This is a genomic window from uncultured Devosia sp. (genome assembly GCF_913055165.1).
Lineage (GTDB): Bacteria > Pseudomonadota > Alphaproteobacteria > Rhizobiales > Devosiaceae > Devosia.
In genome coordinates this window covers 81,141-106,285 of record NZ_CAJXJS010000005.1, presented here as the reverse complement: position 1 = coordinate 106,285, position 25,145 = coordinate 81,141, and the positions used below count along the sequence as shown (strand labels likewise).

The 25,145-nt window shown below is 61.4% G+C and carries 30 protein-coding genes and 1 pseudogene; 18 read left to right on the top strand and 13 right to left on the bottom strand.

Annotated elements, in window-relative coordinates; translation table 11 throughout:
- A pseudogene (locus QZ564_RS03505) lies at positions 1-498 on the top strand (polyphosphate kinase 2); the annotation flags it as partial.
- A 21-nt stretch (positions 499-519) separates the two neighbouring features.
- Here QZ564_RS03505 and QZ564_RS03500 read toward each other — a convergent pair.
- On the bottom strand, positions 520-1,761 hold the full coding sequence (locus tag QZ564_RS03500) for an aminopeptidase (RefSeq protein ID WP_297104650.1): 1,242 nt from the start codon (positions 1,759-1,761) through the stop codon (positions 520-522).
- Between the two features lie 160 nt (positions 1,762-1,921).
- On the opposite strand from QZ564_RS03500, the gene QZ564_RS03495 reads away from it, so the two are divergent.
- The 3 genes from QZ564_RS03495 (at position 1,922) to QZ564_RS03485 (ending at position 4,068) form a co-directional block, all read left to right on the top strand.
- Positions 1,922-2,050 carry a hypothetical protein gene (locus tag QZ564_RS03495; RefSeq protein WP_297104647.1) on the top strand — a complete coding sequence of 43 codons (129 nt, stop codon included), beginning with the start codon at positions 1,922-1,924 and terminating at the stop codon, positions 2,048-2,050.
- 750 nt (positions 2,051-2,800) lie between these two features.
- Complete coding sequence (locus QZ564_RS03490) at positions 2,801-3,196, top strand: TIR domain-containing protein (RefSeq protein ID WP_297104644.1); 396 nt, start codon at positions 2,801-2,803, stop codon at positions 3,194-3,196.
- Positions 3,193-4,068, top strand: a complete 876-nt coding sequence (locus QZ564_RS03485; RefSeq protein WP_297104639.1) for a DUF4231 domain-containing protein — start codon at positions 3,193-3,195, stop codon at positions 4,066-4,068. Before QZ564_RS03490 ends, QZ564_RS03485 begins: the two co-directional genes overlap by 4 nt.
- A 236-nt stretch (positions 4,069-4,304) precedes the next feature.
- On the opposite strand, the gene QZ564_RS03480 is transcribed toward QZ564_RS03485, so the two are convergent.
- A complete protein-coding gene (locus tag QZ564_RS03480; protein ID WP_297104635.1) occupies positions 4,305-4,997 on the bottom strand; it encodes a DUF4336 domain-containing protein in 693 nt (230 codons plus the stop codon).
- 53 nt (positions 4,998-5,050) lie between these two features.
- Between QZ564_RS03480 and QZ564_RS03475 the strand changes: the two genes are divergently transcribed.
- A complete protein-coding gene (locus tag QZ564_RS03475; RefSeq protein ID WP_297104632.1) occupies positions 5,051-5,632 on the top strand; it encodes a TetR/AcrR family transcriptional regulator in 582 nt (193 codons plus the stop codon).
- Positions 5,633-5,751: 119 nt separating this feature from the next.
- Here QZ564_RS03475 and QZ564_RS03470 read toward each other — a convergent pair whose 3' ends face one another.
- Complete coding sequence (locus QZ564_RS03470) at positions 5,752-7,119, bottom strand: alpha-glucosidase/alpha-galactosidase (RefSeq protein ID WP_297104629.1); 1,368 nt, start codon at positions 7,117-7,119, stop codon at positions 5,752-5,754.
- Between the two features lie 215 nt (positions 7,120-7,334).
- Here QZ564_RS03470 and QZ564_RS03465 point away from each other — a divergent pair, with 215 nt between their 5' ends.
- Positions 7,335-7,655, top strand: a complete 321-nt coding sequence (locus QZ564_RS03465; protein ID WP_297104624.1) for a hypothetical protein — start codon at positions 7,335-7,337, stop codon at positions 7,653-7,655.
- Between the two features lie 12 nt (positions 7,656-7,667).
- Here the strand turns inward: QZ564_RS03465 and ychF are convergent, their stop codons facing one another.
- A complete protein-coding gene (gene ychF, locus QZ564_RS03460; RefSeq protein ID WP_297104621.1) occupies positions 7,668-8,765 on the bottom strand; it encodes a redox-regulated ATPase YchF in 1,098 nt (365 codons plus the stop codon).
- Between the two features lie 169 nt (positions 8,766-8,934).
- Here ychF and QZ564_RS03455 point away from each other — a divergent pair, with 169 nt between their 5' ends.
- From QZ564_RS03455 to QZ564_RS03430, 6 genes are all read left to right on the top strand, one after another.
- The gene (locus QZ564_RS03455) at positions 8,935-9,414 is read left to right on the top strand and encodes a MaoC family dehydratase (protein WP_297104618.1); all 480 of its coding nucleotides are present in this window, start codon (positions 8,935-8,937) and stop codon (positions 9,412-9,414) included.
- Positions 9,411-9,968 (top strand): MaoC family dehydratase, encoded by a 558-nt coding sequence (locus QZ564_RS03450; RefSeq protein ID WP_297104616.1) that lies wholly within the window; start codon positions 9,411-9,413, stop codon positions 9,966-9,968. The genes QZ564_RS03455 and QZ564_RS03450 overlap by 4 nt, the downstream gene beginning before the upstream one ends.
- A gap of 31 nt (positions 9,969-9,999) precedes the next feature.
- Positions 10,000-10,344: a hypothetical protein gene (locus QZ564_RS03445; RefSeq protein WP_297104613.1), complete on the top strand. Its 345-nt coding sequence runs from the start codon at positions 10,000-10,002 to the stop codon at positions 10,342-10,344.
- Positions 10,345-10,518: 174 nt separating this feature from the next.
- Positions 10,519-11,538 (top strand): TerC family protein, encoded by a 1,020-nt coding sequence (locus tag QZ564_RS03440; RefSeq protein WP_297104610.1) that lies wholly within the window; start codon positions 10,519-10,521, stop codon positions 11,536-11,538.
- Between the two features lie 625 nt (positions 11,539-12,163).
- Positions 12,164-12,553, top strand: a complete 390-nt coding sequence (locus QZ564_RS03435; RefSeq protein ID WP_297104605.1) for a VOC family protein — start codon at positions 12,164-12,166, stop codon at positions 12,551-12,553.
- A gap of 68 nt (positions 12,554-12,621) precedes the next feature.
- Positions 12,622-13,020: a GFA family protein gene (locus QZ564_RS03430; protein WP_297104602.1), complete on the top strand. Its 399-nt coding sequence runs from the start codon at positions 12,622-12,624 to the stop codon at positions 13,018-13,020.
- A gap of 20 nt (positions 13,021-13,040) precedes the next feature.
- On the opposite strand, the gene QZ564_RS03425 is transcribed toward QZ564_RS03430, so the two are convergent.
- The 5 genes from QZ564_RS03425 to petA all read right to left on the bottom strand — a co-directional run bounded on the left by QZ564_RS03425 (position 13,041) and on the right by petA (position 16,694).
- Complete coding sequence (locus QZ564_RS03425) at positions 13,041-13,574, bottom strand: adenine phosphoribosyltransferase (RefSeq protein WP_297104599.1); 534 nt, start codon at positions 13,572-13,574, stop codon at positions 13,041-13,043.
- A gap of 28 nt (positions 13,575-13,602) precedes the next feature.
- The gene (locus tag QZ564_RS03420; protein ID WP_297104596.1) at positions 13,603-13,797 is read right to left on the bottom strand and encodes a hypothetical protein; all 195 of its coding nucleotides are present in this window, start codon (positions 13,795-13,797) and stop codon (positions 13,603-13,605) included.
- A gap of 235 nt (positions 13,798-14,032) precedes the next feature.
- Positions 14,033-14,848: a cytochrome c1 gene (locus QZ564_RS03415; RefSeq protein WP_297104673.1), complete on the bottom strand. Its 816-nt coding sequence runs from the start codon at positions 14,846-14,848 to the stop codon at positions 14,033-14,035.
- Positions 14,849-14,901: 53 nt separating this feature from the next.
- Positions 14,902-16,152, bottom strand: a complete 1,251-nt coding sequence (locus tag QZ564_RS03410) for a cytochrome b N-terminal domain-containing protein (protein WP_297104593.1) — start codon at positions 16,150-16,152, stop codon at positions 14,902-14,904.
- A gap of 14 nt (positions 16,153-16,166) precedes the next feature.
- Positions 16,167-16,694: a ubiquinol-cytochrome c reductase iron-sulfur subunit gene (petA, locus tag QZ564_RS03405; RefSeq protein WP_297104591.1), complete on the bottom strand. Its 528-nt coding sequence runs from the start codon at positions 16,692-16,694 to the stop codon at positions 16,167-16,169.
- 227 nt (positions 16,695-16,921) lie between these two features.
- Here petA and QZ564_RS03400 point away from each other — a divergent pair, with 227 nt between their 5' ends.
- From QZ564_RS03400 to QZ564_RS03385, 4 genes are all read left to right on the top strand, one after another.
- Complete coding sequence (locus QZ564_RS03400) at positions 16,922-17,410, top strand: tRNA (cytidine(34)-2'-O)-methyltransferase (RefSeq protein WP_297104588.1); 489 nt, start codon at positions 16,922-16,924, stop codon at positions 17,408-17,410.
- Positions 17,411-17,427: 17 nt separating this feature from the next.
- On the top strand, positions 17,428-18,300 hold the full coding sequence (gene hemF / locus QZ564_RS03395) for an oxygen-dependent coproporphyrinogen oxidase (RefSeq protein ID WP_297104585.1): 873 nt from the start codon (positions 17,428-17,430) through the stop codon (positions 18,298-18,300).
- 80 nt (positions 18,301-18,380) lie between these two features.
- Positions 18,381-19,517, top strand: a complete 1,137-nt coding sequence (locus QZ564_RS03390) for an AAA family ATPase (protein WP_297104582.1) — start codon at positions 18,381-18,383, stop codon at positions 19,515-19,517.
- 69 nt (positions 19,518-19,586) lie between these two features.
- Positions 19,587-19,787 (top strand): DUF1059 domain-containing protein, encoded by a 201-nt coding sequence (locus tag QZ564_RS03385; RefSeq protein WP_297104579.1) that lies wholly within the window; start codon positions 19,587-19,589, stop codon positions 19,785-19,787.
- A gap of 96 nt (positions 19,788-19,883) precedes the next feature.
- Here QZ564_RS03385 and QZ564_RS03380 read toward each other — a convergent pair whose 3' ends face one another.
- The 3 genes from QZ564_RS03380 to QZ564_RS03370 form a co-directional block, all read right to left on the bottom strand.
- A complete protein-coding gene (locus QZ564_RS03380; protein ID WP_297104575.1) occupies positions 19,884-21,059 on the bottom strand; it encodes a CCA tRNA nucleotidyltransferase in 1,176 nt (391 codons plus the stop codon).
- Positions 21,056-21,682 (bottom strand): CoA pyrophosphatase, encoded by a 627-nt coding sequence (locus QZ564_RS03375; protein WP_297104572.1) that lies wholly within the window; start codon positions 21,680-21,682, stop codon positions 21,056-21,058. The genes QZ564_RS03380 and QZ564_RS03375 overlap by 4 nt, the downstream gene beginning before the upstream one ends.
- 74 nt (positions 21,683-21,756) lie before the next feature.
- Positions 21,757-22,305 carry an N-acetyltransferase gene (locus QZ564_RS03370; protein WP_297104569.1) on the bottom strand — a complete coding sequence of 183 codons (549 nt, stop codon included), beginning with the start codon at positions 22,303-22,305 and terminating at the stop codon, positions 21,757-21,759.
- A gap of 360 nt (positions 22,306-22,665) precedes the next feature.
- Here QZ564_RS03370 and QZ564_RS03365 point away from each other — a divergent pair, with 360 nt between their 5' ends.
- Positions 22,666-23,625 carry a glutathione S-transferase family protein gene (locus QZ564_RS03365; protein ID WP_297104566.1) on the top strand — a complete coding sequence of 320 codons (960 nt, stop codon included), beginning with the start codon at positions 22,666-22,668 and terminating at the stop codon, positions 23,623-23,625.
- A 43-nt stretch (positions 23,626-23,668) separates the two neighbouring features.
- Here QZ564_RS03365 and QZ564_RS03360 read toward each other — a convergent pair whose 3' ends face one another.
- Positions 23,669-24,142, bottom strand: coding sequence for an NUDIX domain-containing protein (locus tag QZ564_RS03360; RefSeq protein WP_297104563.1), 474 nt, complete (start codon positions 24,140-24,142; stop codon positions 23,669-23,671).
- 111 nt (positions 24,143-24,253) lie between these two features.
- Here QZ564_RS03360 and QZ564_RS03355 point away from each other — a divergent pair, with 111 nt between their 5' ends.
- Positions 24,254-25,144: a metallophosphoesterase gene (locus QZ564_RS03355; RefSeq protein ID WP_297104561.1), complete on the top strand. Its 891-nt coding sequence runs from the start codon at positions 24,254-24,256 to the stop codon at positions 25,142-25,144.
- Position 25,145 lies beyond the last annotated feature (1 nt).

Sequence of the window (25,145 nt, the reverse complement as noted above, 5' to 3'; positions counted from 1 at the left end):
GCGGCGGGGGAAATGGTGCTGTTCGATCGCTCCTGGTACAACCGGGCGGTGGTCGAGCCTGTGATGGGGTTCTGCACGCCCGAGGAAACGACGCGCTTCCTGGAAGAGGCACCGGATTTTGAAAAGCAGCTAACCCGGGACGGCATCAAGGTCTTCAAGCTCTGGCTCTCGATTGGCCGGGAAATGCAATTGAAGCGTTTCCATGACCGGGCGCATAACCCGCTCAAGACCTGGAAGCTCTCACCGGTCGATCTTAAGGCCTTGACCAAGTGGGAGGATTACTCCGTGGCCCGGGACAGGATGTTGCGCGAAACCGACAGTGCCCATGCGCCTTGGACGGTGATCCGCGCCAATGACAAGAAGCGCCTAAGGCTCAATGCCATCCGCACTGTGCTGCATGGCCTCGACTATGAGGGCAAGGACGAGGCCGAAATCGGCGAAATTGACCGCAAGCTGGTGCTGAGCGCGGAGGAATTCCTGGAGTTGAAGGGGGAGTAGCCTCCCCCTTCACAGGCTCAATCAAAACGCCCATTCGCCCTTGCGCATGACCGGCTCGGTGGTGCCGTCGGCGCGGACGCCGTCGATATCGACCTTGTCCGAGCCGATCATCCAGTCGATATGGATCAGCGACTTGTTGCCACCCTGGGCGAAGATCTGGTCGGGGGTCAGGTCCTTGCCGCCTTCGAAGCAGTCGGCATAGCACTGGCCCATGGCGATGTGGCACGAGGCGTTTTCGTCGTAGAGCGTGTTGTAGAAGAGAATGCCCGAGGCCGAGATGGGCGAGGAGTGCGGCACCAGCGCCACTTCGCCCAGGCGCCGGGCGCCTTCATCGGTGTCGAGCACCTTGTTGAAGACGTTCTCGCCCTTGGTGGCCTTCAATTCGACCATGCGGCCGTCTTCAAAGCGGGCCTGGATGTTTTCGATCAGGGTGCCGTTATGCGAGAGCGGCTTGGTGGCCGCCACGGTGCCCTCCACCCGCAGGCGGTGGGGCGTGGTGAACACTTCCTCGGTGGGGATATTGGGGTTGCAGGTGACCCCGTTCTTGGCCTCGGACGCACCGCCCTTCCAGCGATGGCCATCGGCAAGGCCGACGGTGAGATCGGTGCCCGGGCCGGTATATTTGAGAGCCGAGAACTTCTTGCCGTTGAGCCAGGTCCAGCGGGCCTTGAGATTGGCGTTGTGCGCCTTCCAGGCGGCAATCGGATCATCCTGATCGACGCGACTGGCCTTGAAGATGGCGTCGGCGAGCTTGGCGATGGCGATGTCTTCGGGATCGTTGGGGAAGACCAGCTTGGCCCAGTTCGGGGTGGGGTAGGACACAATGTTCCAGTTGATGGCAAAGCCGGTGATCAGCTCGAGAGCCGGGCGATAGGCGGCCGAATTGGCGCGATTGGCGCGGGAAACCTTTTCGGGGTCCTCATTGGCCAGCATCATGGGGTTGTCGCCAGAGATCGCGAGACGCGCCGCATTGTTCTTGTAGGCTTCGGCCATGCCGGCATAGAGCCAGCCAGCGGCACGATCAAAGCTCAGATCCTTGGCGTGACGATAACGGGCAAGGGTTGCCTCCTCGTCGGAATAGATGGTGGTCACCAGACCCGCGCCAGCCTTGTAGGCGTGCTCGGTGATGCGGCGCACGAGGGGGGCTGCCGTCATCGGGGCGGTGATGATCAGGTCCTGGCCCTCGGCCAGTTGCAGCCCGACCTTGATGGCGACTTCGCCGAGCTTGTCGAGTTTGACCGGATCGATGGGGGAATTGCTCATTTGGGCAAATGCCTTCTTGCTCTTGAATCAATTGGAGCGAGCCTATCCTTCGCCGCGCCCGCGCGCCACCCGGGCAAAATCGTAAAATCCGTTGATCCGGATCAATCCGGCATCGGAGGGCCGATGGGAAATGAAAGCCACCCTAACCTGGAGGTTTTCGATGTCGACCGGCACCATTCTTGTCATTGCAGCGGTCCTTTGCATCTTCGGCGTGTTTGCGCTGGCCGTGGCCTATGCGCAAATTCAGACCAAGGGCATGATTGCGCCCGGCGCGCGCCCACTGGACTGAGCAAGCATGACCTTGCGCCGCCCTGGCATTGCTGCCTCGCGGTTGCACGGTGAAAAGCGGCTTTCGCCTCAGTTAAATAAAGAAGAGGCGAAAGCCGCTTCCCACGAACAGGATTTCGGACGCACGCATCGAGCGGCCCCCTTGCGGGTTGTTGCCCCGGATCACGGAATGGATACGTCCGGCAAAAGTCTGCCGGTGGGGCCTCGCGATGGCGCTTGGTCCCGATCTCATGCCCGTGCCGCCGGCAACCGGCCGGTGGTCAGCATACACGCCTCCGCCCGATCGACACCGTGCGGCCTGCCTCCTCACCCGGCACTTCGTCGGTACCGCGTGTTGTCGGTGAGGACGGGCGGATTATGCGGGAGGTTTTGGGGGCGGGGATTATTTTGTGAATTGCCTGCCGTCTCAATGCGTTGATAGCCCGACACCCCCACCCTGCTCGACTTTGCGGACTTAGCTGAAGCTAAGTCCTATCTCGCTTCCCTCCCCCTTGTGGGGAGGGATCAAGGGAGGGGACGACAGGCTTCGATCCCCTTTCGGTCATTGACTGACCCGAAGATGTTCCAAAAGCAGCCGTATGTCTGCGTTCCACTATGAACAACTGAGCCTGCAAATAAACGCCTTTCCTATGATTTTCTCCCCCTGTGACGAGGGCATAGAAGAACGTGATACCCATGAAAATTCTTATTATTGTATTCTACTATCGCTTCTGTGATGATATCTGTCCTTTAGGTCTTTGAAAGAGATAACATGCCTAAGCGTCTATTTATCAGCCACTCTTGGTCGTACAGCGAGCGCTACAACTCCATGGTTAATCTGCTGGTCAATCGTCCGTATTTCGAATGGCAAAACTATTCTGTGCCAGAAAGCAAAGCCTTTTTGGGATTAAGCGCGAGTTCCTTGAAGGAGCAACTCCGCAACCAAATCAGGCCCGTCCAGTGTGTAATAATCATTGGTGGAATGTGGACAAACTACAGCGACTGGATTCAGTTCGAGATAGATTTTGCCAAAAGTATCGACAAGCCTATTCTTGGTGTACGCCCCCGTTCGGCGAAGGTGATGCCTCAGGCTGTAATAAACGCCTCCGACGCGGTGGTAAATTGGAACTCGGACTCCATCGTGGCGGGCATCAGGCAAATTTCATGAACGAATCGAAACTCGAATATCCTGCGCTTTACACGAGCGCAGATCGTGGCTCCGCTCGTGCTCAGTTCAAATTCCTTTGGATGATACGTACCGAGTATATCTTGTTACTGGTAGTTAGTGCTTCGCTGGCAAGTGCGGATATATTCAAGCAAAGCAGGCTAACAGTAACCGTTCTTCTTGTCATCTTGGCTGGCCTTTTTGTCTACAAGGTTGTACGGAAACTCGATCAAGACTGGTACAAGTGCCGAGCGCTAGCTGAGTCCGTTAAGACCTTGACTTGGCGATTCTGCATGAGAGCGCACCCTTTTGTCGATGCCGACAGGATCGAAATTCCAAAAGCGGCATTCCGGAACCAGCTTCGAGGAATCTTAAAGTCGAACCAAGCTATTGCGCAGGAGCTTATTACGCCAGAGTCGGAACAGGTGACGGTTTCCATGCTCGACATCCGCGGGCTCGGCTTGCGCGAGCGGATTGCGTACTACATCGCCAACCGGGTCGATGACCAGCGTCGCTGGTACGCGAGGAAGTCCGTGTGGAACAGACGGATGTTACACGTTTGGGTGGCCATCACGATTGTGATCTACGTGGCTGCGGCACTATCCCTTTACTCAGACGAGTTGGGCTATTCTGGACTTTCGCGCTTGTTTGATCCGCTGATTGTTTTGGTCACGTCAGTGCTTGGCTGGGTCCAAATGAAACGACATAGCGAGTTGGTTGCCAGCTACAATTTAGCTGCGCACGAGATTGGCCTCATCAAAGGGAATGCCGAATCTGTGAAGACGGAGAGTGAGTTCTCGGACTTCGTGAATGAGGCCGAGCTGGCCTTTTCGCGAGAACATACACAGTGGGTTGCGCGAAAGGACGCAACTTGATCACTCTGCCACCGCGGCCCGCGGCTGAACGGCCATTTTCAGGATCCAGTTTGCGACGAGCCGCCCGTCCGCTCCCCACCCCCATAACCGCCCTACAAGTACAGCGCCCTCGGCTCAAGCCCGAGGGTGACGGCTGATGGGTGAGGCAGCATTGATGCAACGGAATGGGCTGCGGTGAAGTCCTTTACGAGGTTCAAGATCTGGTCAGGTCGCGTTTGGCCGCGTGGTGGCCTTTTTCAGTCAATCAGCCAGCGAAAGGCTCGGCGGAGCAACGCCTGACTGCCATCGTGGATCAGCGGACCATGGGCCATGATGACCTTTTCGGTGGGCCAGGCCAGAATGTGTTCGAGAGCCGCACGCGCCGCGCGTTTGTCCGTGAAGGCGAGCCTGAATTTTCTTGGCACGGCAGGTTCATCCGCCACCATCAGGTCCAGACGGGCCACAAGTGCGCGCCAACCGGTGAACCATCCGCGCGGCAATTGCTGGATGAGATCGGTGAAGATCGCCGTGCCGCTTTCGCGATGAAACAGCACCACCTCGGTCATGATCCGGTTGCCCCACATGATCGCGTGGTCGATCTGCCCGGCCCATGCCGCAATCGGGGCGTCGCCAAAATCGGCGTCAAACCGAATATCCTGGCGCATCGCGCGAAGGCCGGGCGGCGCATAGGTTCTTGCTTCCGGATAGGCCCGCTGCCAGTCGCCGAGAAAGGTGTGGTGGAGGGAATTGGGCGGGACCAGATGGCGCACCGTCCCCAATTTCTCGATGCCGGCGCGCAGATCGTCGGTGAGCGCTATTGGCGACCACAGCACCAGATCGCCACTGGCCAGACGGATGACCGCCATGCGCGTGGGATAATGAAACCCGGCCGCTGCGGTGATTGTCGGGCCTTCTGCAGTCCAGATATTGGGTCCAAACTCATTCAGCATCGCAACCACTCCAAGACATTTACACATGTGTAAATTTATACAATGATGTAAAAATGACAATGCCGAAACGAACTGACCGATCCCGCGCGCTCATCCTCCAGGCGGCAGATGCCGCATTTCGGGAGTTGGGATTTGCCGGAAGCTCGGTTGAGGAAATCGCCAACCGGGCAGGCCTGACCCGCAAGACGGTCTACAATTTGTTCGCCTCCAAGGAGGATATCGCCCTCCAGCTCATCGCCCTGGTGGAAGCCAGGGACGCGCCTTATCGCCACCGCATCGAAGCGGGAGACAACGCGCTGGCTCTGCTCGAGGACGTTCTGCTCGACAGCGCGCAATGGTGTCTGGCCAATGCCGCACTGGCGAAGCTCGCTTTGGCGCCCGCGGAAAGGCCGACCCTGGAGCCGCCTGCCGAGCGGCCGTCCTTTCAAGGGCTGGTCAGGGACATTCTGCTGCTTGGCCAGCAACAGGGCCGCATCCGCAAGGACGACGACCCCAATTTCATGGCGCTGGTTCTGCTGGGGATTTATGGGCAGGCCATGCTGAGCGTGCTCGCAGGGCGACCATTCAGCGCGGACGAAATCAGACACATCATCCGTATCGTCATCGAAGGCATCGGTCAGCGACCAGCGCGATAGCCACATCGCGACAGGCGCGTTTCCAAAAGCGCCCCCTCAGACGTCCCGCGCCTCCCCCAAACAAAAAACCACCCGGCAAAGCCGGGTGGTGAGTTCTCGGGCAGGAATGTGGTTTTCCGTCAGGCCACGGCGGCCTTGCGAGGGCCGCGGGCCCATTCGGGGAGCCAGTCGCCATGGGCTTCGATGAGGTCGTCGACGACGTTCCAGATCTGGTCGAGATCGAGTTCGGCAGCGGTGTGCGGGTCCATCATGGCGGCATGGTAGATATGCTCGCGCTTTTCTTCCATCAGCGCCCGGACGGTGAGTTCCTGCACATTGATATTGGTGCGCATCAGGGCCGTCAGCTGGGGCGGCAGCTCGCCGATATAGGTGGGCTGCAACCCGTTGTCATCAACCAGGCACGGCACTTCGACGGCCGCATTGTTGGGCAGCGAGGTGATGACGCCGTTATTGCGCAGATTACCGTAGATCACCGAGGGCTCGCCGGTCCAGACCGAGTTGACGATCGAAGAGGCATATTCCTTGCTCTCCTTGACCTCGATGCGGTCGGCCTTTTTGTAGTCGTCGCTGGTCTGCTTCCACTTGGCGATCTGCTCGACGCAGCGCTTGGGATATTCATCGAGCGGAATGCCGAATTTCTCGATGATGTCCTCGCGCCCTTCCTTGATGAAATAGGGCGTGTATTCGGCAAAGTGCTCCGAGCTTTCGGTGACGAAATAGCCCAGCCGCGTCATCATCTCGTAGCGCACCTTGTTGGGGCAGCGCGGGTTCCAGCCCGGCTTGGGGGCGCGGCCTTCGCGATAGGCGCGGTGCAGCTCGGGATAGAGGTCCTTATAGGTGCCGTCCGGCTGGCGATGCTCGAACTTGAGATAGAAGGCCATGTGGTTGATGCCGGCCGAGCGGTAGCGGATTTCCTCGTAGGGAATGTCGAGGTCGTGCGCCAGCTCCATGGCCGTGCCCTGCACCGAATGGCAAAGGCCAACCTGTTTGATGCTCGGATATTTTTCCGCAATCGCCCAGGTGTTGATGGCCATGGGATTCACATATTGCAGCATCACCGCGTCGGGCGCGACCTGCATCATGTCCTCGCAGATGCTCCACAGATGTGGCACGGTCCTGAGGCCGCGCATGATGCCGCCAACGCCCAGCGTGTCAGCAATGGTCTGGCGCAGATTGTATTTCTTGGGCACCTCGAAATCGACCACGGTCGAGGGCTCATAGCCGCCGATCTGGAAGCAGACGACCACGAAATTGGTGCCGTCCAGCGCTTCGCGCTGGTTTGAATAGGTGCTGACGGTGGCCGGGACGCCCAGCGTCTTGACCAGCTTGCCGGCGATGATCGCGCTTTCTTCCAGGCGCGTGGGATTGATGTCCATCAGCCGGATTTCGGCGCCGGCCAGGGCTGGACGTTGCAGAATGTCGCCAACAATGTTCTTCATGAACACGGACGAGCCTGCACCGATGAAGGTGATCTTGGGGTTTGCCATTGGGGATGCTCCGTAACGGGCCGGGACCGGCCTGCGGCTCCTCCTGCCGCTTTGATCCCAATGCTATCGTCCATTGCCGATGATGCAATCCGGGATAGAATGCCTTTATTCCGGTTTTCTAAGAAAAACGAACTGCCCCCGCATTTGTCCATACCCGGCTGGCAGCGTCGCCTTTACCGGCCGCGGCGAGTCTGGATGCGTGGAGGCAAATTTCCATGCGCGACAGATATTACCGGCTGCTGGAAGCGACCGATCTGCCCGAAGGCGCAATCCTGGTGCGCATCTGGCGGGGCGCCTCCATGGTCCTCGCCTGCATTGAAGGTGATGAGGAGCAGGAAGAGGCTGCGCCAGACCTGGTGCTGTTCCGCGCCGCGCTGCTGCGGCTGCGCGGGGAATACACGGCGATCTTTGTCCTGCTGAACGACGCAGCGCTTTGGCAGGCCGGCTGGGGCGATCTGGTCGACTATCGCGTCACCCGGAAAGATGGAAGGCCGGCCCTGCGGTTTCGCGCAGGCACCGGCCTTCCGGTCATCTAGTCGACGTGAGCGCTAGACGTTGAACTTGAACAGCATGACGTCGCCATCCTTGACGACATAGTCCTTGCCTTCGTCGCGCGCCTTGCCGGCTTCCTTGGCAGCCACTTCGCCGCCCAGGGTCACGAAATCCTCATAGCCGATGGTCTGGGCGCGGATGAAGCCGCGCTCGAAATCGGTATGGATGACGCCGGCTGCCTGCGGGGCCTTGTCGCCGCGATGGATGGTCCAGGCGCGGGTTTCCTTGGGGCCGACCGTGAAATAGGTCTGCAGGTTCAGAAGGTCATAGGCGGCGCGGATCAGCCGGTTGAGGCCGGGCTGGTCGAGGCCCAGGGAATCCAGATATTCGGCCTGCTCATCATCGGGGAGCTGGGCCAGCTGGCTCTCGATCTCGGCCGAGATGATGACAACGCCGGCATGATTGGCCGCGGCATAGTCCTCGACCTTCCTGGAATGCTCATTGCCCGTCGCCGCCGAGGCCTCGTCGACATTGCAGACATAGAGAACGGGCTTGCTGGTCAGCAATTGCAGATCGGTGAAGGCCTTTTCTTCCTCGGGGTCGCGCTGGACGAAGCGGGCCGACTTACCTTCGCGCAGGACCGCCAGGGCGCGGTCGACCAGCTCGAGGGTCTGCTTGGCCTCCTTGTCATTGCCCTTGGCCTTCTTCTCAAGGTTCGGACGGCGCTTTTCGAGGCTTTCGAGGTCCGCCAGCATCAACTCGGTCTCGACCACTTCGGCGTCGGCCAGCGGATCGACCTTGTTGGAAACGTGGATGACATTGCTGTCTTCAAAGCAGCGCAGCACATAGGCGATGGCATCGGTCTCGCGGATATTGGCAAGAAACTGGTTGCCCAGCCCTTCCCCCTGCGAAGCGCCTTTGACGAGGCCCGCAATATCCACAAAGCTCATGCGCGCGGGCAGGATGTTCACCGACTTGCCGATGGCCGCCAGCTTTTCCAGCCGCGGATCGGGCACGGACACCTCGCCCACATTGGGCTCGATGGTGCAGAAGGGAAAATTGGCCGCCTGCGCGGCGGCGGTGCGGGTGAGTGCATTGAAAAGTGTCGACTTGCCGACATTCGGCAGGCCGACAATGCCCATCTTGAAGCCCATGGGTATCTCCGGGAAATCGTTGCGCACCAATTGGGCGGGATCGCCGCCGATGTCAATGTTTTGGCGCCCTGCCCTGTCGAAACCGGCTTGGCCGGCCAGTACAGCCCATCTATCCCTTGCCCCCGGAAACGCAGCGTGGCAAAACCCGATTGACGTATAGGGAAAGCAGATGACCAATCCTGTCACCAAAGATCGGCGTCACTTCGAGGACCTTGCCGTGGGCGAGGTGATCGACCTGGGGCACACGACCGTCTCCAAGGACATGATCATTACCTTTGCGCGGGAGTTCGATCCCTTCCCGTTTCATCTCGATGAAGCGGCGGCCAAGGCGAGCCTCCTGGGCGGCCTGGCCTCCAGCGGCTGGCAGACCGGGGCGCTGAGCCTCAGGATGCTGGTTGACAACTTCCTTTCCAAGATCGCCTCCTGCGGCGGCCTTGGCTTCCGGGACCTTAAATGGAAGAACCCCGTCATGGTGGACGACACCATTGGCGGCACGGTCACCATCGTCGAGTTGCGGCGCTCCACCAGCCATCCGCAATGGGGAATTGTCACGCTTGATTTCGATATCCGCAACCAGAAGCAGAAGCCGGTCATGACCATGCGGCTGGCCAATCTGGTCGAATGCCGCAATCCTGAGGTGGCGGCATGACCCGCTGGTTCGAGGACATCACGGTCAACGAGGCCTTCCCGCTGGGCGATCACACTTTTTCGGCCGAAGAGATCATCCGCTTCGCCACGCTTTACGACCCGCAATATTTCCACACCGACCCCGAACTGGCCCAACACAGCCATTTCGGCGGGCTGATAGCCTCCGGCTGGCATACGGTCAGTGTCGGCCACCGCAAAATGGTCGATGCGCTGTCTGCCGAGGAGGAGCGCCTGCGCGGCCTGGGACAGGAACCGGGCGTCTCCGGCCCCTCACCTGGCGTCAATGCCATGGATTTCAAGGCTCCTGTCCGCCCCGGCGATACGGTGACCTACACCTTGACCGTCACCGACAAGCGCCCGTCCAACTCCATCCCTGGCTGGGGCCTGCTGTTCAACCAGCTCACCGCTGTCAATCAGCGCGGGGAACTGGTCTATGAGGCGCATCTGGTCGGCTTTTCCAAGCTGCGGGATTATCGCATGCCGCTCAAGCTGCAACTGTTGCTCGCGCTCACCAGAGTGCCTGTTCTCGGAAAGCTGATCAGGCGCGGCTCTTGATCGTGCGGGGGCACCTCGGCATGCTCTGGCCATGCGCCGATTCGCCCTCACCTTTGCCCTTTTCGCCCTGTCCGCAATGCCGGCACTCGCCCAGGCCTATCAGGGCAATTGGAGCTGCCGCGACGCCACCACCAATCGCGCGGGCATTTTGACCATCTATGGCCAGGTCTATGGCTGGGCGGCGCGCACAGCCAATGATCCCAGCTCCGGCACCGGCACCATTACCCCGTACCAGGACGGCGTTGGTTTCAACGACGGCAATCTGCGCGCCAATGGCGCCATTCAGGCCGGCCGGCTGATCGACGACGTCAATTATGGCTCCGCCCTGCAGCTCGAAACGGCCGACGCCATCGTCATGCTCTGCAACCCGCGCTGAGGCAGCGATCGGCGGACGGCGCAAGACCGCCCGCTCCTCCTCCAAAAGCAGGGGGTTGAACTTTTCCGCCTTTTCCCGCATTTAGAGAGGGCAGTGCCGGGCCCCTCTGGTCATAGCCCCTTGCTATGGCGATGTCGGAACTGCTCCACCTAGTTACATGGAGAAGGTCCGGCGATGGAATCGCTTTTTGCCGCCCTTACGGGCGATTTTCTCGGTACACCCGTCTATTTCTGGGTCGCGTTCATCGCGATCGTCATTGCGCTGCTTGTCTTTGACCTTGGCATCCTGCACCGGGATGAACACGAGATCGAAGCCAAGGAGAGCCTGCTGCTCTACGGTTTCTATGTCCTGATTGCCCTGGCCTTTGGCGCCTGGGTCTGGTTCAGCCGCGGGGCGCAATCCGGCCTCGAATTCTACACCGGCTATCTGATCGAACAGTCCCTGGCCATGGACAATATGTTCGTCATAGCCACGATCTTCGGCTTCCTGGGCATTCCCCGGCTCTACCAGCACCGTGTGCTGTTCTGGGGCATTCTGGGCGTCATCCTGTTCCGCGCCATTCTGATTGGTGTCGGCGCCGCGCTAGTGCACCAGTTCGAGGCAATCCTGTTCCTCTTCGGCGCCTTCCTGGTGTTTACCGGCATTCGCATGTTCTCCCATTCCGACGACGAGCCGGACATGGAAAGCAACAAGATTCTCATCTTCCTGCGCCGGCATTTCCGCATCACCAACTCGCTGCGCGGACGCCACTTCACGGTCAAGGAGCCTGATCCCAAGACCGGCAAGATCGTGACCTGGCTCACGCCCCTGGCCGTCGCCCTGATCATGGTTGAGATCGTCGACCTGATCTTTGCCGTCGACTCCGTGCCTGCCGTCTTCGCGGTCACGCAGGACACCTTCATCGTCTACACCTCCAACATCTTCGCCATTCTCGGCCTGCGCGCCCTCTACTTTGCGCTCGCGGCGGCCATGAACCGCTTCCGCTATCTGCAGGTATCACTGGCGATCATCCTGGTGCTGATCGGCATCAAGATCTTCCTCGTGCCCCTGGGCATCAAGATCGACACCTTGCTCGCCCTTGGCGTGACCATCTCGATCCTGGCCGGTGGCGTGCTCTACTCCTTGTGGAAGACCCGCAACGAGCCCGACATCAGCGCGGAAGACGCGCCCGAGACGGGCCGGCTGGAACCGTAACCGCTTGGGCACAGCCCGCAACCAATCCAAAGCATTGAAAAGGCCGGCGTTGACGCTGGCCTTTTTCCTTGCCTATGCTGCGCACATCAATTCGGAGGTTTCGCACCCAAATGATCTGAGAACTCGTACCGGACGCCGCGCCGCAACCGTTCCACGCCATGCGTGTGACCGGATTGTGCTGGATGCCGGCCTGGACGAGATCGACAGACAAGGTGCCCTGACGGCCTGAGCCCGTCCCTCTGCTTCCATCCTGCATTCCCGGCGTCCCACCCAATACCGCCTCATCGCGTGGTTTTGCCACGCACAGATTTGCTCCAGCCAGCCCGCGTATTGCCATGCCGGGCGGGAAAGGATGTCCTATGCCCAAAAATCAGTTCCAGCGCCCTCTGCCGGTCAAGCACACCAAGAATGTGCCGCGCCACGGCCAGCCCGTGCCGCCTCCGGCCAAAGCCACGGCAAAGCCTGCCAAGGCCCCAGCTGCCAGCCTGCCGCCTCTCGCGGCGCTGCTGGAAATACCGGGACGGAAATAGGAGAAGCAGGGGCCCGGCACCATGCCGGACCCCTGCACCAGTCTTGCCGCAATTGGCCGTTAACGAAATGTCATCGTGACAGAGGAGACAGGCCTATGGGCGCTATCCATGAAATCGTCTTTGATTGTGCCGAACCCGCGGTGCTGGCCCCCTTCTGGGCCGATCTGCTCGAGGGCTACGCGCTGCGCGAAACGGAAACCGACCAGGCTTTGAGCCTAGTGCTCGGTCTCGATCCAGACGTGCCGACCATCCTCATCATCGACGGCCCGGGGCCTTCCATTTGTTTCCAGAATGTCGATGGCCAACGGCCCGACAACAATCGCGTGCATTTTGACGTTCAGGTCGTGGATCGGGCCGCAGAGGTGGAACGCCTCAAGCAGGTCGGCGCAAGTCTTGACCGGGTCCTGCCGACCTATACCGTCATGCGCGACCCCGAAGGCAACCAGTTCTGCCTCGTCGACAAGCAGGAGGCTATGGCTGCCTGACGAGAGTGCTGACAGCTTCTGTCGTGACCCTGGCCGATAGGGTCAGCCATCACCGACGGAGTCTGGCCATGACGCTCATCGCATCCTGCCACTGCGGCAGCACCCGCATCGCCTTGCCTGCGCCGCCCACACAGGCGCGGTCATGCAATTGTACCTTCTGTGCGCGCACCGGTGCGGTCTGGGCCTATTACCGGCCGGATCAGCTCCGCTTTGTGTCGAGGGACGGCGAGGCGACCTATGCGCCCGGGCCGATGAACCTTCATCACTTCTGTGGCAAATGCGGCATGCAGACCTGGGGCGACAGCCCGGACTGGGCGTCGATGTACAATGCCGACGGTACGCCCAAGAACGGAGACCCCAATGCCATGCCCGCTGAGCGGGTTTACCAGGTCAACCTCAACCTGATCGATGATCTGGATTGGTCAGCGATCGATATCGAAAGACTGGACGGCCGCAACAACTGGTAGGTGCGGCGGGCGGGCGATAATCAGTGCCCTTCAAACGCGATCAGCGACATCACCTTGACCCCCTCGGCCTCCAGCTTGGCGGCGCCGCCGATATCGGGAAGATCGATGACGAAGGCTGCATCGTCGCAAATTGCACCAGTCCGCCGCATCAGACCCACGGCCGCCAAAGCGGTGCCGCCGGTGGCGATCAGATCATCGACCAGCAATACCTTGTGCACATTGCTCAGCACGTCCGCATGGATCTCGATCGTGTCCACGCCATATTCGAGCGCATAGTTCTGGCCGATGGTCTCGCCGGGCAGCTTGCCCCGCTTGCGCACCGGCACAAAGCCGACCCCCATGGCGATGGCCACTCCGGCACCGAAGATGAATCCGCGTGCCTCGATACCAGCGACATGGGTAAAGCCCTGCCCGCGATAGCGCTGCGCGATCCGCTCGATGCTTTCCCGAAACCCCTCCGGATGCTCGATCAACGTGGTGATATCCCGAAACAGAATGCCCTTCTTGGGATAGTCGGGGATCGTACGGACGAGCGACTTCAGGTCGAGCGACATCGATGGCCTTGTGAGTTCTTGTGAAAAGTCAGGACTTGTTGCGGCCCAGGACGTGCCGCGCGATAACGCCGGCATTGTAGGCGACATTGCGCGTGGTGCTGATGGCAGTCTCGCGCGCCTTGGGATTGTTGACCACGGCCTGCACGCCCGCACGAACCGCCGGATGGCGGCTCATTGCAAGGGCAGTGCTGACAACTGTAACGGCAAGGCGAACTGCGGACATCGCGGTTTCCTCTGGAACCCAGGCTGCGGCCAATATCGCGATTGGCAGCCGCGAAGGCAAGGGGTCGGGCGGACATGGACGTGCAATTGATTGCGACGAAAAAAGCAAAAAGGGGCCCACGCGGGGCCCCTAAGACACAACTTTCCGTGTATGCCCTTCGAGCGTAGCTCTCCGGGCCTGACCCACTCAAAACTCCCCACCGGGGAGTTTTGGCGGCGCGACGCGCCGCCGTGGGTCAGTGCTCGATGCCGGCCCAGAGCTTGCGCTTGGTGGCGTACATCAGGCCGGCGAACAGCACCAGGAACAGCAGCACCACGAAGCCGGTCTGCTTGCGCGAAACCAGGTGCGGCTCGGCCATCCACATCATGAAAGCGGCCACATCGGTGGAATACTGCTCCACAGTCTCTGGAACCGTGACGCCATCTTCACCCGGCTCATAGGTCACCAGGCCGTCAGACAATGGCGGCGCCATGCCGATGGCGTGGCCCGGGAAGTAGTCGTTGTAGTACTTGCCGTCGGCCAGTTCGAACCCTTCGGGCGCCGTCTCCGGCACTTCCTCATGATAGCCGTTGAGCAGAGCGTGGATATAGTCCACGCCACCTTCCTGGTAGCCAGTGAAGTAGTTGAACACCCAGTTCGGGAACGGGTCCGTCACGCCACGGGCCTTGGCCAGCACCGAAAAGTCCGGTGGTAGCGAGCCGCCATTGGCGTCGCGCGCTTCCTGATCATTGGCGAAGGACGAGGGCCAGCGATCGGCCGCGACACCCGGACGCACGCCACCGTCTGCGGTCGGATCGGCGACCTCATATTCGGCCGCCAATGCCTTGACCTGAGCCTCGGAGAAGCCCGGGCCACCCGGTTCGGCAAGGTTGCGGAACGAAATCAGGCGCGCGCTGTGGCAGCTGGCGCAGACCTCACGGAACACCTGGAAACCACGCTGCAGCTGATGCTCGTCATAGGTGCCGAAAATGCCCGCAAAGCTCCAGCTCTGGCGCTCGATATGCGCACCGGCTTCGGCGGCCTGGGCCGAGACGGTGGACAAACCAACCATGGCGGCGACAGCGGCGATGATGAACTTGGTCTTGAACATGTCTATCGCCCCGATCACGCGTGTGCCTTGCCGAGAACGCTCTCGGAAATGCTGGTCGGCAGCGGCTTCGGCGTCTCGATGCGCGAAAGCACCGGCAGCACCACCAGGAAGTAGATGAAGTAGTAGGCCGTGCAGACCTTGGCCAGCACCGTGTAGATGCCCTCTGCCGGCTGCGCACCCAGATAGGTCAGGCCGATGAAGTTGATCACGAACAGCGCATAGAACCACTTGAACATCGGACGGAACGTGCCCGAGCGGACCTTGGAAGTATCGAGCCACGGCACGACCAGCAGCATGACCAGCGCGCCGCCCATGGCGATAACGCCGCCGAGCTTGGAGTCGATGAACAGCACGTTGAAGTCGATGGCGCGCAGGATCGTGTAGAAGGGCAGCAGGTACCATTCGGGCACGATATGGGCCGGCGTCACCTGGCTGTTGGCCATGATGTAGTTGTCGGGGTGACCCAGAATATCGGGGGCGAAGAACACGAACCAGGCAAAGGGGATAAGGAACACCACCATCGCGAACAGGTCCTTCATCGTGTAGTAGGGATGGAAGGCGACGGTGTCGCGGCTTTCCTTCACTTCCACGCCGATCGGGTTGTTATTGCCCGGAACGTGCAGTGCCCAGATATGCAGGCCCACAATGGCCGCGATCACGAAGGGCAGCAGATAATGCAGCGAGAAGAAGCGGTTGAGCGTCGGGTTGCCCACGGCGAAGCCGCCCAGCACCAGCTGCTTGATGTTTTCGCCGACCACCGGAATGGCCGAGAAGATGTTGGAGATAACCGTGGCGCCCCAGAAGGACATCTGGCCCCAGGGCAGGATGTAGCCCATGAAGGCAGTGGCGACGGTGAGGATGAAAATCAGCACGCCCAGGATCCAGATGATCTCGCGCGGCGCCTTGTACGAGCCGTAGAAAAGACCGCGGAACATGTGGATATAGAGGGCGACGAAGAACATCGAGGCGCCCACGGCGTGGACGGCCTGAATGATGCGGCCGCCATTGACGTCGCGGCGGATATGCTCGACCGAGTCAAAGGCAAGACCCACATTGGGGGTGTAGTGCATCGCCAGGATGATGCCGGTGACGATCTGCACGCCGAGGCACATCACGAGGATCGCACCGAAGGTCCACCAGTAGTTGAGGTTCTTCGGCGTCGGAAAATCCATCAGGTGCTCTTTGGAGAACCGGATGATCGGCAGACGGTCGTCGAGCCACTTCTCGACGGCATTTCCGGGCGTATAGGTAGAATGTTCGGACATCGGAAAAGCCCCCACTAACCGATCTGGATCAGCGTATCGCTGACGAATTCATAAGGCGGAACGACCAGGTTCTTGGGCGCGGGACCGCGGCGGATACGGCCTGCGGTATCGTAGTGCGAACCGTGGCAGGGACAGAACCAGCCATCGAAATCACCCGACTCACCGACCGGAATACAGCCCAGATGCGTACAATTGGCGATCATCACCAGCCATTGCTCGTGACCCTCCTTGGTACGCTCCTCATCGGTCTGCGGATCCTTCAGCTCGGCCAGCGGCACCGCCTTGGCTTCCTCGATTTCCGCCGCCGTGCGATGGCGCACGAATACCGGCAGGCCGCGCCAGGTGATGGTCACCGACTGCCCTTCGGGGATGGCAGAAATGTCGAACTCGATGCTGGCCAGCGCCAGGGTCGACGCGTCGGGATTGAGCTGATTGATCAGCGGCCAGACCACGGCGGCAGCGCCGACCGCGCCGACGGCGCCGGTGGCGACATACAGAAAGTCGCGCCGGTTTGTGGATGAATGTTCTGCTTGCGTGGCCAAGGTCCGTATCCCCGTAACATGCACAATTGACGATGCCGGCCCCGGATTAGTCGTCCGCATAAGCAGAATCGACCGCCGTGCGCCCTCAAGCGGCCCGTCAGCTAGGCCCTTTTTGCACTGTCACAGGAACTTGTCCAGTGCGCGCGCCGTGACAGCGCACAACTGCGACACTATACCCGAGCTGGCCCGGAAATCGGGGCACTCTACCGACCGGAAATACACTGCAAATGACCCTCGACCTGGCTCTTTATCAACCGGACATTGCTGCAAACACCGGCACCTTGCTGCGCCTGGGCGCCTGCATGGGGGTCGTCGTGCACGTCATCCATCCGGCCGGATTCGCCCTCACGGATCGCAATCTGGCGCGCGCAGGCATGGATTATCTCGACAAGGCCGCCCTGGTCGAGCACGACAGCTTCACCGCTTTCGAGGCCTGGCGTACCGGGCAGGGCCGGCGGCTGGTTCTGCTCACCACCAAAGCCGAAACCTCCGCCTATGAGGTCCAATATGCAGCGGGCGACATTCTCCTACTCGGCCGTGAAAGCGCCGGCGTTCCGGACGCGGTTGGCGAGCAGTGTGATCTGCGCGTGCGCATCCCCATGCGGCCCGGATTGCGCTCGATCAACGTCGCCCTTGCTGGCAGCATGATACTCGGAGAAGCCTTGCGGCAGACCGGGGGCCTGCCTGCCATGACGCCCTTTACAGAACAGCGCTGAAGGTCCATTCCCCCCTCATGACCCTGCCCGCCGATATCGACTCCAAGAAAACTGCTGCCAGCGCCTGGTTCCGCACCCTGCGCGATCGCATCTGCGCCGAACTCGAAACCCTTGAGCGCGAGGTGACTGTCCCCAATGCCGACCTGGCACCGGGCGCCTTCGAACGCACGCCCTGGGATCGTCCGGCCGGTGGTGGCGGCGAGATGTCCATGCTGCATGGCCGCGTCTTCGAAAAGGCGGGGGTGCACATCTCAACGGTGCACGGGCACTTCACTGAAGAGTTCGCCCGGCAGATGCCGGGAACCGAGGCCGGCACCGCCTTCTGGAGCTCGGGGATATCGCTCATCATCCATCCCTGGAACCCGCATGTACCCGCCGTGCACATGAACACGCGCATGATCGTGACCGGCAAGCAGTGGTGGGGCGGTGGCGCTGACCTCACCCCGGTGCTGGACAATCGCCGCACCCAGACCGACCCCGACACCATCGACTTCCACGCCGCGATGAAAGCGGCTTGTGACGGCCGGCCTGGCGTCGACTATGACCGCTTCAAGGCCTGGTGCGACGAGTATTTCTTCCTGCCGCACCGCAATGAGCCACGCGGCATTGGTGGCATCTTCTATGACCACTTCAACTCCGGCGACTGGGAGGCAGACTTCGCCTTCACCCAGGCGGTTGGTGAGGCGTTCCTTGGCATTTATCCAAGGCTCGTCCGCCGCAATTTCGAGAAAGCCTGGACCGAAGCCGAGCGCGACGAACAGCTCGTGCGGCGCGGCCGCTATGTCGAGTTCAACTTGCTCTATGATCGAGGCACCACCTTCGGTCTCAAGACCGGCGGCAATGTGAACTCGATACTCTCCTCAATGCCTCCCGCGGTGAAGTGGCCCTGAGGACATGGCGAACCTGGTAGCAGCGCAGCTTGCGTGGAAACCCCTATAGAATCTGCCAAGCGCGCAGGTAACATCCGGGCATGTCCCTCAGCGATCTCGACATCACTGGCTATCGCTCCATCCGGTCCATCCGCTTTCCCCTGAAGCGCCTGACGGTGCTGGTGGGTGGCAATGGCGTGGGCAAGACCAACCTCTATCGCGCACTTGAACTGGTGCATGCCGCGGCCACCGGTGATCTCGCATTGTCGCTCGCCCGCGAAGGTGGCCTGGCCTCGGCCATGTGGGCCGGGCAACGTCGCGCCAATGAGCAGCCACGCCTGGCTCTGGATGTGGGTCTCGACACCATTCTGCCCGGCGATGACGAAGCCGCGTTCCTGCCGCGCTATTCCGTGGAAGTCGGCTATGGCGACAGCCGCTATGAAGCGATCTTTAGCGAGGAGCCCAAGATCAAAGCCGAGAGCCTGATCCTGCCCGGGCGGCGGACCGTCACGCTGCTCGAGCGCAAAGGCCCGGCGGCCTGGTATCGCGACCAGGACGGGCGCATGCGCCAGCTCGACCATCCATTGCTGGCCAGCGAAACCGCCCTCTCATCCCTGAGGGGCACCCTGCCCGAGCTCGATGCTGTCCGCCATCTCCTGGCGAGCTGGCGCTTCTACCACAGCTTTCGGACCGACCCTGAGTCTCCCCTGCGCCGGCCTTCGCTGGCTGTGACCGCGCCCACCCTCGATGCCGATGGCGGTAATCTGGGTGCAGTGCTGGCTACGCTGCGGCATATCAGGGGCGATACGGTCGATCTCGACGCCGCTATTGACCAGGCCTTTCCCGGTGCCCGGCTCGATATTCCCCCGCCCGAACGCGATGCCAGCTTCTCGATGATCTTCCCGGAGGTCCCGCACCGGCCTTTTGGCGCCTCCGAACTGTCGGACGGGACCCTGCAGTTCCTGGCATTGCTGGGCGCCCTGCTGGCCTACCGGTTGCCACCGTTCATCGCGCTCAATGAACCGGAAACCTCACTGCACCCGGATTTGCTGCCTGCCCTGGCCAGAACAATCGCCCGCGCGGCCGAGCGCACGCAGGTCTGGGTCGTTACCCATTCCGTACCCCTGGCCGAGGCCATTGCCGAGCACACTGGCATCACGCCCCGCACAGTCATACGGCGCAATGGCGCGACCTGGCTGGAGGGACTCTCGGACATCGGCATTTTCCCTGAGGAATAGGCGGAACCTTTCCCGCCCAGGGACGTTTAATCAGACCCGCCAAAGGGAGTGACAATAGGAGGTTCAGCGATGAAACGCTTTGATTCCGGCACACTCATTCCAGGGTCCACCTGGCGCGCCGAGGCCGAAACCGAGGCCGAAGTGGTGCGGCGAGCTGTCGAAAACATGCGCAATCTCAACGGTGAAACCGAAGTGCGGCCCGAAATGGTCGAACGCATCAAGGAGCGGATCGTCGATATCGACGATATGGGCCGGGAAACCCGGCACTGACCAATCAAGCCCCGGCCATCCGGGGCTTTTTCTTTGCAGGTGATCCGGGACTCTTCCCATTGAGCGCCAGACCTGCCACGACCGGTCCCGTCAAAATCAGTGAAATATCCGCTGCAGCAGCGCATCCTTGCTGGCGGAAAATTCACTCTCCACCCAGACCCGCTCCATGATCGCCAGCGCCGCGCCCATGTCTGGCCCGGGCTTCATGCCCTTTGCCTCCAGGTCGGCGCCACCCACCGGCAATGGCGCCACCGGCAGGCGGCCCAGGTCGCGCGCGATTTCGGCCAATCGTTCGCGCTGCCAATCCTCCAGGGCCGCCGCCACGGCCAACCCTTCCACGGCGTCCTCGCCAAACCGATAGGCCGCCCAGCCCACATCGCCACGCCTGAGCAGTTCCGCGGCATCCGCGATCCGTTCGGCCTGGCCCACAATTGCCTTGCTGAGCCGCCAGTCCGCCTGCCGCTGCACCAGGCTATCGCGGCCGAGCAAGGCGAGGCGCGCCGCCACCCCCTGCCCGCCCAGTGTCTCATAGCGCTGCAAGGCGGCTATGGCACCCGGCGCGACGCGCAGCAGGCCGAGGCGATCCATGACGCCCAGGGTGGCGGCCACTTTGGGCAGCGCCAGCATGCGCAGCATTTCCGAGCCGACCCGCTCGCGCGAGATATGATCCAGCTCCTCCGCCGCGTCGCGGCAGGCCGCCAATCCATCGGCGTCCAGGTGCTGGTTGCCGTGGCTCGCAGAAAAGCGAAAGAACCGATAGACCCGCAGCCCATCTTCGGCGATCCGCCGCGCTGCATCGCCGATGAACCGCACGCGGCCATTGACCAGATCGGCTGCGCCGCCAAGCGGATCGAAGAGCCGGCCATCGGCAAAACAATAGAGCGCGTTGAGGGTGAAGTCGCGCCGCTCTGCGTCGGCCAGCCAGTCCGTGCCGAATTGCACCTGCGCACGGCGTCCGTCAGTCACCACATCAGAGCGCAGGGTGGTGACTTCTACCGTTGTCCCCTCACGTCGCAGCGTCACCGTGCCATGGTCAATGCCGGTGGGATAGGCATCGATTCCAGCCGCCTTCGCCCGCTGCATCACCACGACGGGCAGGAGCTCGGTCGCCATGTCGATGTCGGCATGGCTCTGCATCCGGCCGATCAGGCTGTCGCGGACCACCCCACCTACGGCGCGGGTGCGCCCCTGAGCGCCGTCCAGAGCCGCGAATATGGCCTGCACAGCGGGGCGTTCCAGCCACTCGGCATGCTCGAGCCTGTCCGGGATCATGCCGCGACCTCGCCCACCACCAGATCGCGGAACTGGCGCGTCAGATTTGCGGTGATGCCCCAGATGACATGGCCTTCATGATCAATCTGCCAGGTCGAATGCTCCTTGCCGCCGCGGCTGATGCGAAACCGGCCATAGCTTTGCGCATTTAATATCCGGTCCAGCGGCACCTCGAATACCGAGTGCACTTCACCCGGATTGGGAATGAAGGGACCGGCAGGGTCCACTTCAGCCACAACCGGCGTGATGAGATAATTCGTGCCCGTGTAGTACGGCTGCATGTAGCCCAGAACGCTGGCATCCTCGGCCAGCAGGCCCACCTCCTCGCGGGCCTCCCGCAAAGCCGCTGCGGCAGCATCGGTATCGGTGCTGTCGATCTTGCCGCCCGGAAAGGCAACCTGCCCCGAATGGGCCCTCAGATCGGGTGAGCGCTCGGTATAGAGGACCGTGTGCCCTTCCGGCCGCCGCACCAGCGCAATCAGCACCGCTGCCGGCACCGGCGGGCGTTCAAACGGCTGGAGCGGCTGCCAATCGGGCACCAGGTCCCGCCCATGAGGCAGTTGAGGCGGCTCGGCGAGCAGCCGGGGCAAGAGCATCTGGGCGATTTCGGGGCTGGGAGCCAAGACACACCGCAAGGGACATCAAAAGGTGCAAGGAATGTAAGCGCGTCAGACCGATCCTGCACCCCCTTTTGCCGTCATGCCCCCTCTTCGAAAGCGGCGATGGCCCCCTTGAGCGATTTGGCCAGGGTCTTGTCTTCGGCCAGCAGCAGCACGCGCGTGGGGTCCACGGGGCCGGGAAACTCGATATTGCCGGGTGTCGTTGTCTCCCAGCCGAGCGGACAATAATAGTCCTGATCGCCGACCAGCAGGACGAAGTGCCCCTCACCGCGCGAAAGCGCCAGCTTGCTCACTTCCCGCGCCAGAAGCTTGCCAGCGCCCCGCTTGCGAAAATTCGGATGGGTGGCCAATGGTCCAAGCAGATAACCCTTCTGGCCATCCACGCTGATCGGCGTCATCCAGACCGACCCGCAAGCGGTACCATCCACTTCGGCGATGAGGCTGAGGCTCGGATCGATCGGAAAGCGCTCCCGCACCCGAAAGGCGGTGCGCGCAAACCGGCCTGGCCCAAAGGCAATGGCCTGCAGATCATCGACGAACACGTCGTCGGCAGGGGTGGCGGCCCGAACGGTCGGCCGACCGGCAGCAGGAGAAGACGCGGCCTCGGCCGCAACGAGCGTGGTCATGGGTCTGATCCAGGAAGAGATATGCAGAAAAACATGCGGATCGGCCAACGGCCCTCCGCTCTAAACGACCAACTAGGGTCGTCGGTTCATCTGCAAAACCTTCACCATCCTGGACGCCTCCACGTCTGGAACCCGATTAGCACCCACTTGGTTGGTCGTAAATGGGAATTTTGGCACCATGCTTCCAAATTCCTTATCCGGTTTCGTGCCAGTGTTGCGCGAACACGCAACAATCTGTTGCCACCCTCATCCTTTTTGCCGCCGGCTCCGTTCCCTAGGTTCAGGCCAGCAGATTTCAGGGGCGCATGGCGCCATCAAATGCGGCAATGCCGACAGCAAGATGACCGAAAGGCAATTTCAATGGGACAGTTGGTCGACGGAAAATGGTCCACACAGTGGTATGACACCAAAAAATCGGGCGGCAAGTTCGTGCGATCCCAGGCCGGGTTCCGCAACTGGATCACTGCCGATGGCAGTCCTGGTCCGTCCGGTGAAGGCGGGTTCGCTGCCGAGGCCGACCGCTACCATCTCTATGTTTCCCTGGCCTGCCCCTGGGCGCATCGCACGCTGATCTTCCGCAAGCTCAAGGAACTGGAGAACCTCATCTCGGTATCCGTGGTGGCGCCCAAAATGCCCGATGAGACCGGCTGGAGCTTTGACCGGGACGGTGGCTCGACCGGCGATGCCCTGTTCGGCAAGGAAACGCTCTGGCAGGTCTATACCCAGGCTGTGCCCGACTATACCGGCCGCGTCACGGTGCCAGTACTGTGGGACAAGAAAACCGGCACCATCGTCTCCAACGAAAGCTCGGAAATCATCCGCATGTTCAATTCGGCCTTTAACGAATTGACCGGCAACACCGATGACTACTACCCCGAGCCGCTGCGCGAGAAGATCGACGCCATCAATGCCCGCGTCTATGACGACATCAACAATGGCGTCTACAAGGCCGGTTTCGCGACGACCCAGGAGGCCTATGACGAGGCGGTCTCAAAGCTTTTCGAAGCGCTCGACTGGGTCGAGGGGCTGTTGGGCGAAACAGCCTATCTCACCGGCGACACCATTACCGAGGCGGACTGGCGGCTCTTCACCACGCTGGTGCGCTTCGACGCGGTCTATGTCGGCCACTTCAAGTGCAACCGCAGGCGGATCGCGGACTATCCCAACCTCTCGCATTATCTCAAGGCGCTCTACGAAGTGCCCGGCGTCAAGGAAACGGTCGATCTCGACCATATCCGCACGCATTATTACTGGAGCCACACTACCATCAATCCGCACCGGATCGTCCCGATCGGACCGGAACTGCCGTTTTTGGATTGAGAGGGGCGACGACCTCTCCCCCAAAAGGGAGAGGTAAGGGCCCTCAATACCCCCAGACCGTCCGCTTTTCGACACCATCAAAATATTCATCGATCCGCTGGCTGGTTGCCGGGGTGACCTTGTCGGGGAGGGCGTGCCTGTCGAACCAGCCCACTTCCGCGATCTCGTGATCGGGCTTGCGTTCAAATTCGTGCTTGAAGGACTTGGCCACGTAGAAGGCGACGTGGTCCCGGTTCGTGACCGGGCTGGTATTGTGATAGAGCCCGAACAATTCCATCGGCCCGGTTACGCGGTATCCGGTTTCCTCCAATGTCTCGCGCGCTCCGGCCTCCTCGAAAGTTTCTCCCGGCCCCACGCCGCCGCCCGGAAACTGCCAGCCGGGCACATAGGTATGACGGATCAGCAGCACCTTGTCGCCATCCACCACCATCACCCGCGCCCCCACGGTCATCCGGTGCCAAAGACCCTTGAGCGTCAGGAAAGCGGTGGCGCGCACGCGCTGGAAGCGATTCATCATTGACCGGTCTCCTTTTGCCCACTGGGTAGCAGAGCTTGGCCCGCGACAAAATCGTGCGTTGTGTCGATTGAACGTTTTCTTGTCCGAGGCGTTCTGGCACAACCCCTCGCGATGATCACCCTGGCGCACATTTCCGATATCCACCTCTCCCCCATGCCCGAGGTGGGCTTTGGCGATCTTCTGGGCAAACGCCTGACCGGCTTTCTCAATTGGAAGCTCAAGCGCCACGGGGAGATGAACACCGAGACGCTGTCCAGGCTGGTCGCGCATATGCGGGAGCAGAAGGCCGATTTTACCGCCGTCACCGGCGATCTGACCAATCTGGCCCTCGACAGCGAGGTCGATCGCGCCGGCCGCTGGCTGCGCGAACTGGGCGGCGCCGAGCGCACGGCAGTCTGTCCCGGCAATCACGACGCCTATGTCCCCGGCGCGCTTGAATATGCCCAGGAAGTCTGGGGCGACTACCTCAAGGGCGAAACCCTGGAAGGCCAGGCTTTCCCCTTCGTGCGCCGCGTCGGCGAATTGGCGATCATCTCCTGCTCGAGCGCCGTGCCCACCCTGCCCTTCTTTGCCGTTGGCCGTTTTGAGGAGGAACAGGCCGCGCGCCTGGCCCGCATCCTCAAACTGCTGGGCGACGCAGGCTATTTTCGCGTGGTGCTGATCCACCACCCGCCCAATGCCGAGCTGCAGCACCCCTCATTCGGCCTCAAGGGACATCGCATTTTCCGCCGCGTCATCGCCCAGGAAGGCGCGGAAATGATCCTGCACGGCCACACGCACCGCTCCTCGATCCACCACATCGCCGGCAAGAACCACGAAGTGCCGGTGATCGGCGTCGCCGCCGCCAGCGCAGCCCAGGGCGGGACCCTGGACGACCCGGCGCGCTACAATCTCTTCCGTATCGAGAAATCCGGCGAGGAATGGCGCTGCACCATGCGCGAGTACGGCTTCCAGCGCCTCGGCGCCGATATTGTCATGCGCATGCAGATGCGGATCTACTGAC